We start from the raw sequence: 5,082 nt of genomic DNA, 5'->3' as shown, positions 1-5,082 counted from the left end.
CCAGAAGAAGGCGCTACTCGGGACGAACGGGAAGGCACTGCCGCTCCATGGCCTGAAGATTTCTTCGCACCGTGCGCGCAAACGCGGAAATCGTCGCTCAGCCCGCATCCGCGAAGCGCCGCCGCACCGCCGCGGCATGCGCATCGTAGCCTTCCAACTCGGCCAACCTTACCACCGACGGCGCCAAACGCCGCAGCCCCGCACGCGTCGCCGTTACCACGCTCGTGCGTTTGACGAAATCGTACACCCCGAGCGGCGAAAAGAACCGTGCCGTACCGCCCGTGGGCAGCACGTGGTTGGGACCCGCAAGGTAATCGCCAAGGGGGGCCGGTGCGTACGCACCCACGAACACCGCGCCGGCGTTCCGCAGCCGCCGCACCCAACGTTGCGCGTTCGCCACGATCAGCTCGAGGTGTTCCGGGGCCACCTCGTCGGCAAGACGCGCCGCCTCTTCGAGATCGCGGACGACGATCAGCGCCCCGCGCCGCCTGAGAACGCCCGCAATCGCGCGCCGCCGCGGCAGTGCGGCAAGCTGCGCGGCGATCTCCTCTCGCACCCGATCCGCCAGCCGCGCCGAAGGCGTGAGCAGTACGGCGCACTCGTCGCCGCTGCCGTGCTCTGCCTGTGCCAGCAGGTCAGCGGCCACGTACGAGGGCGGCGCCGTCTCGTCCGCAATGACCAGCACTTCACTGGGCCCGGCGACGCTGTCGATGTCGACGGCGCCGTACACGAGTTTCTTCGCCGCCTGCACGTAAGCGTTGCCGGGTCCGACGATCTTGTCGACGCGCGGCACGGTCGCCGTTCCGTACGCCAGCGCCGCCACCGCCTGCGCTCCGCCGATGCGGTACACGGCATCGACACCGGCGATCGCCGCGGCGGCCAGTACGGCAGGGTTGAAGCCGCGCGCGCCCGCCGGCGACACCATGACGATCTCGCCGACGCCGGCGACGCGTGCGGGAATGGCGTTCATCAGCACCGACGACGGATAGGCCGCATGCCCGCCCGGCACGTACAGCCCGACCCGCGCCAGCGGCGTGATCTGCTGCCCGAGCCGCAGTCCTACGGGATCGACGTACGACCACGACGGCGTACGCTGCCGGCGGTGGAAAGCCGCGATGCGCCGGGCCGCCAGCCGCAGCGCTCGCACAGCCGCAGGCGGCAGAGCTGCAACCGCAGCGCGCAGCTCGGCGGCGTCGACGCGCAGCGTCGCGGGGGTCAACGTAACCCCGTCGAAACGCCGCGTCAGCTCGATCAGCGCCCGATCGCCGCGTCGGCGGACAGCACCGACGATGCGTGCAGCCGCGGCCTCGACGGCCGCCCCACCTCCCGTACCGCGGTCGCGAATGGCCGCGAAGCGCCGGGCGAAGCTCGCGTCGTCGGTTCTGAGCACTTGCACCAACATGCCTTAGCGCCGTCCTTTCACGCGCTTTATGTCGGCACCCAAGGCCGACAGCTTTTCCTCTATGCCCACGTACCCCCGATCGAGGTGATACACGCGGGCGATCTCCGTCGTCCCCTGGGCGGCAAGGGCGGCCAGCACGAGGCAGACGCTGGCCCGCAGATCCGTGGCCATTACGGGCGCACCGCTGAGCGCCGTCACGCCTCGGACGATGGCATTGTGGCCCTCGATCTTGATATCGGCCCCCATGCGGTTCAGCTCCTGCACGTGCATGAAACGGTTCTCGAAAATCGTTTCCGAGATCACGCTGCGCCCGTCGGCGAGCGTCATCGCCGCCATCAACTGCGCCTGCAGATCCGTCGGGAATCCCGGGAACGGCATGGTCTTAACATCGACGCTGCGCAGACGGCCATTGCCGGTGACCCGAACGCCTTCGGCGTCCTCGCACACCTCGACGCCGGCTTCGCGGAGCTTCAGCACCGGCGCTTGCAGGTGCTCGGCCCTCGCACCGCGCACGTAGACGTCCCCGCCGGTGACCGCCGCCGCCATCATGAAGGTACCCGCCTCGATGCGATCGGGAATGATTGTGAAATCGGCACCGTGCAGTTCGGCGACCCCGTCGATCGTGATCGCCGGCTCGCCGGCGCCGCGAATCCGCGCTCCCATTGCGGTCAACGCCGCGGCAAGATCGACGATCTCGGGCTCCCGAGCGGCGTTCTCGATAATCGTTGTACCCTCGGCCAGAGCCGCAACCATCATGAGGTGCTCAGTCGCGCCGACCGAAGGCATCGCCAGCGAGATCTGCGCGCCGCGCAAACGATCCGTCTCCGCTTCGACGTAGCCGTGCTGCAGCCGGATGCGCGCTCCGAGCCTCTGCAGACCGTCGATGTGCAGGTCTACCGGGCGCGTGCCGATCGCACAACCGCCGGGCGTCGACACCCGCGAGCGCCCGAAGCGGGCGAGCAGCGGGCCCAGGGCAAGGAACGAGGCCCGCATCGTTTTCACCAGCTCGTACTGCGCCTCCAGACGCGCCAGGCGATCGGCGTGAACCCGGACGGAGTCGCCGTCTTCCTCGACCGCGGCACCCAGGTTGGCCAGCAGACGCAGCGTGGTGCGGACATCCACCACACGGGGTACATTGCGAAACGTACAGGGTTCGCGCGTCAACAGGGCGGCGAGCAGGATGGGCAGCGCGGCGTTCTTGGCGCCGTCGACGCGCACTTCACCCCCCAAACGCGCTCCGCCGCGAATCACGATCGCGTCCACCGGTCAGACCTCCGCCACCAGCACGCGCGGACGACCCGATCGGTCGGCAACGATCCTCGCACCCGTCCATCCCGCGGCAAGCGCCCGCGTTCGCACTGCCTCTCCCTGATCGGCGCCGATCTCGATCGCCAGCATCCCCCCGGGCTGCACGTGCGTTTGCGCCGCCCGCAGCAAGCGTTCGATCGTCGTCAGACCGGACTCGCCGCCGTCGAGCGCCAGACGCGGCTCCCATGCCAGCTCCGGTTGGGCCGTTGCCAGTTCCGCCGTGCGCACGTACGGCGGGTTGGCGACCAGCGCATCGACGCGCAAACCCGGTACGGCCGCGAGCAGATCGCAGCAGGCAAAGCGCACCCGGTCCGCGATCCCGGCTCGTTCGGCATTGAGCCGCGCCACCCGCAGCGCCGCCCGCGAGACGTCGAGCGCCCAGACGGTAGCCTGCGGCAACTCGCGGGCGAGCGCGAGCGCGACACAACCGCTGCCGGTCCCGACATCGCAGAGGGTCACGGGGCGCTGCAAACCGCGCCGCCCGCAGAACGCGAGCGTCAACTCGATCAGCATCTCGGTTTCGGGTCGCGGGATGAGCACCTCCGGCGTAACGACGAGGTCGAGGGACCAGAAGCCCTCGCGGCCCACGATATACTGCAACGGCTCGCGCCTGCAGCGCCGCGCCACGATCGCCGCAAACGGCACCCGTGCCGCCGCGGGCACCGGGTCGCCAAGCCGCGCAAACAGCGCCGTGCGCGTCCACCCGCAAGCGTGCGCAAGGAGCAACTCCGCATCGAGGCGGGCGGTGTCGATGCCGGCGGCGGCAAGTTCGCTCGCGGCCGCGCGCAACGATGCCGCCACCGTAACCGCGGGCGCCACTGCCGGCGACGCCGGGCCCCTCTCGACGGCCATGGGAATGGTGTCCATCAGCTCGCCGCCTTGAGGGCTTCCGTCTGATGGTGCGTGATGAGCGCGTCGAGCAACGGGCCGATGTCCCCCTCGATGACACGATCGAGCGAATACAGAGTCAGGTTGATGCGATGGTCCGTGACCCGACCCTGGGGAAAGTTGTAGGTCCGGATGCGCTCCGAGCGTTCGCCCGTGCCGACCATATTGCGGCGGCTCTCGGCCACTTCCGCATGCTGTTCGGCCTGGGCGCGTTCGAGAAGGCGCGCACGGAGGATCTTCAGGGCTTTGGCCTTGTTCTTGTGCTGCGACTTTTCGTCCTGGCAGGCGACGACGAGCCCGGACGGAAGGTGGGTGACCCGCACCGCGGAGTCGGTCGTGTTGACGCTCTGTCCGCCGGGACCGGACGAACGAAACACGTCGATGCGGAGATCCTTGGCTTCGTCGATTTCGACGTCGACTTCGTCGGCTTCGGGCAGGACGGCGACGGTCACGGTAGACGTGTGAATCCGGCCGGAGGCTTCGGTCACCGGCACGCGCTGCACGCGGTGAACGCCACCCTCGAACTTGAGTCTGCTGAACGCCCCCTGCCCTTCGATGAGTGTGATCACTTCCTTGAAGCCGCCGAGCCCGGTGGGGTTGGCGCTCATCGACTCGACGCGCCAACCCCGGGTTTCGGCGTAACGGCTGTACATCCGGAACAGCGCCGCGGCAAAGAGGCTTGCCTCCTCGCCGCCGGTGCCGGCGCGGATTTCGAGAATGACGTTGCGTTCGTCGTTCGGGTCGCGCGGTAACAGAAGGACCTTCAACTCCTCCTCGAGTCCATCCTGGCGATCTTTCAGCGCCGGCAGTTCGGCCTTGGCCAGCTCGCGTATCTCGGGGTCGGATTCGTCGAGAAGCGCCCGGTGTCCGTCGATCTCCGCGGCCACGCGGCGCCACTCGCGATAGCAGCGCACGATTGCCTCGAGACCGGCGCGTTCCTTCGAGACGTGGGCATACTCCTTGCGGTTGGCGATCACCGCCGGGTCGGCAAGTGCGCCTTCCAGCTCGACGTAGCGCCGCTCGACGTCTTCTAACTTCTGCAACATGGCGTCATTCTGCCAAAAAAAAGGGCGTGGGAGCCATGCTCCCGCGCCCTTTTTTCGTCCCGGAACCGGAGCGCCACCGTGCGGCAGCTACTCCTGAATGCCGTACTTGCGCTTGAAGCGCTCGACGCGTCCGGCGGTATCCACGAGCTTCTGCTTCCCCGTGAAGAAAGGGTGGCAGCTCGAACAGATTTCGACGTGAATCTCAGGGAGCGTGGATCGCGTCTCGATGACACTGCCGCAAGCGCAAATGATGCGCGACGCTTCGTACTTTGGATGAAGGCCTTCTTTCATGGGTTCGACCTCGCTCGGAAGTAGGCACTGATAACACCCGCGCCGCCGCGCCGCAAGCCACGGCGAAGCCCCCTGATCCGGCGCTAAGCGGAGAATACCCAGTAGCCCAAAGGGGTTCGGAAAACCCGCCGGGTGGACGCGGAAGGC

Annotated in this window: 5 protein-coding genes; all 5 read right to left on the bottom strand. The window is 68.1% G+C overall.

Annotated elements, in window-relative coordinates; all coding sequences use genetic code 11:
• Window positions 1–97 precede the first annotated feature (97 nt).
• The 5 genes from hisD to rpmE all read right to left on the bottom strand — a co-directional run bounded on the left by hisD (window position 98) and on the right by rpmE (window position 4,935).
• Window positions 98–1,402, bottom strand: coding sequence for a histidinol dehydrogenase (gene hisD / locus L6Q96_22790; GenBank protein ID MCK6557378.1), 1,305 nt, complete (start codon window positions 1,400–1,402; stop codon window positions 98–100).
• 3 nt (window positions 1,403–1,405) lie between these two features.
• A complete protein-coding gene (gene murA / locus L6Q96_22785) occupies window positions 1,406–2,665 on the bottom strand; it encodes a UDP-N-acetylglucosamine 1-carboxyvinyltransferase (protein ID MCK6557377.1) in 1,260 nt (419 codons plus the stop codon).
• A gap of 3 nt (window positions 2,666–2,668) precedes the next feature.
• Complete coding sequence (prmC, locus tag L6Q96_22780) at window positions 2,669–3,577, bottom strand: peptide chain release factor N(5)-glutamine methyltransferase (protein ID MCK6557376.1); 909 nt, start codon at window positions 3,575–3,577, stop codon at window positions 2,669–2,671.
• Window positions 3,577–4,644, bottom strand: a complete 1,068-nt coding sequence (gene prfA / locus L6Q96_22775; protein ID MCK6557375.1) for a peptide chain release factor 1 — start codon at window positions 4,642–4,644, stop codon at window positions 3,577–3,579. The genes prmC and prfA overlap by 1 nt, the downstream gene beginning before the upstream one ends.
• Window positions 4,645–4,731: 87 nt before the next feature.
• Entirely contained in the window at window positions 4,732–4,935 is a 204-nt protein-coding gene (gene rpmE, locus L6Q96_22770; GenBank protein ID MCK6557374.1) for a 50S ribosomal protein L31, read from the bottom strand.
• Window positions 4,936–5,082: the final 147 nt, after the last annotated feature.

This window comes from Candidatus Binatia bacterium, from assembly GCA_023150935.1.
Classification (GTDB): domain Bacteria; phylum Desulfobacterota; class Binatia; order HRBIN30; family HRBIN30; genus JAKLJW01.
The sequence above is the reverse complement of the archived record's forward strand: the minus strand, read 5'-3'. Positions and strand labels throughout refer to the sequence as shown.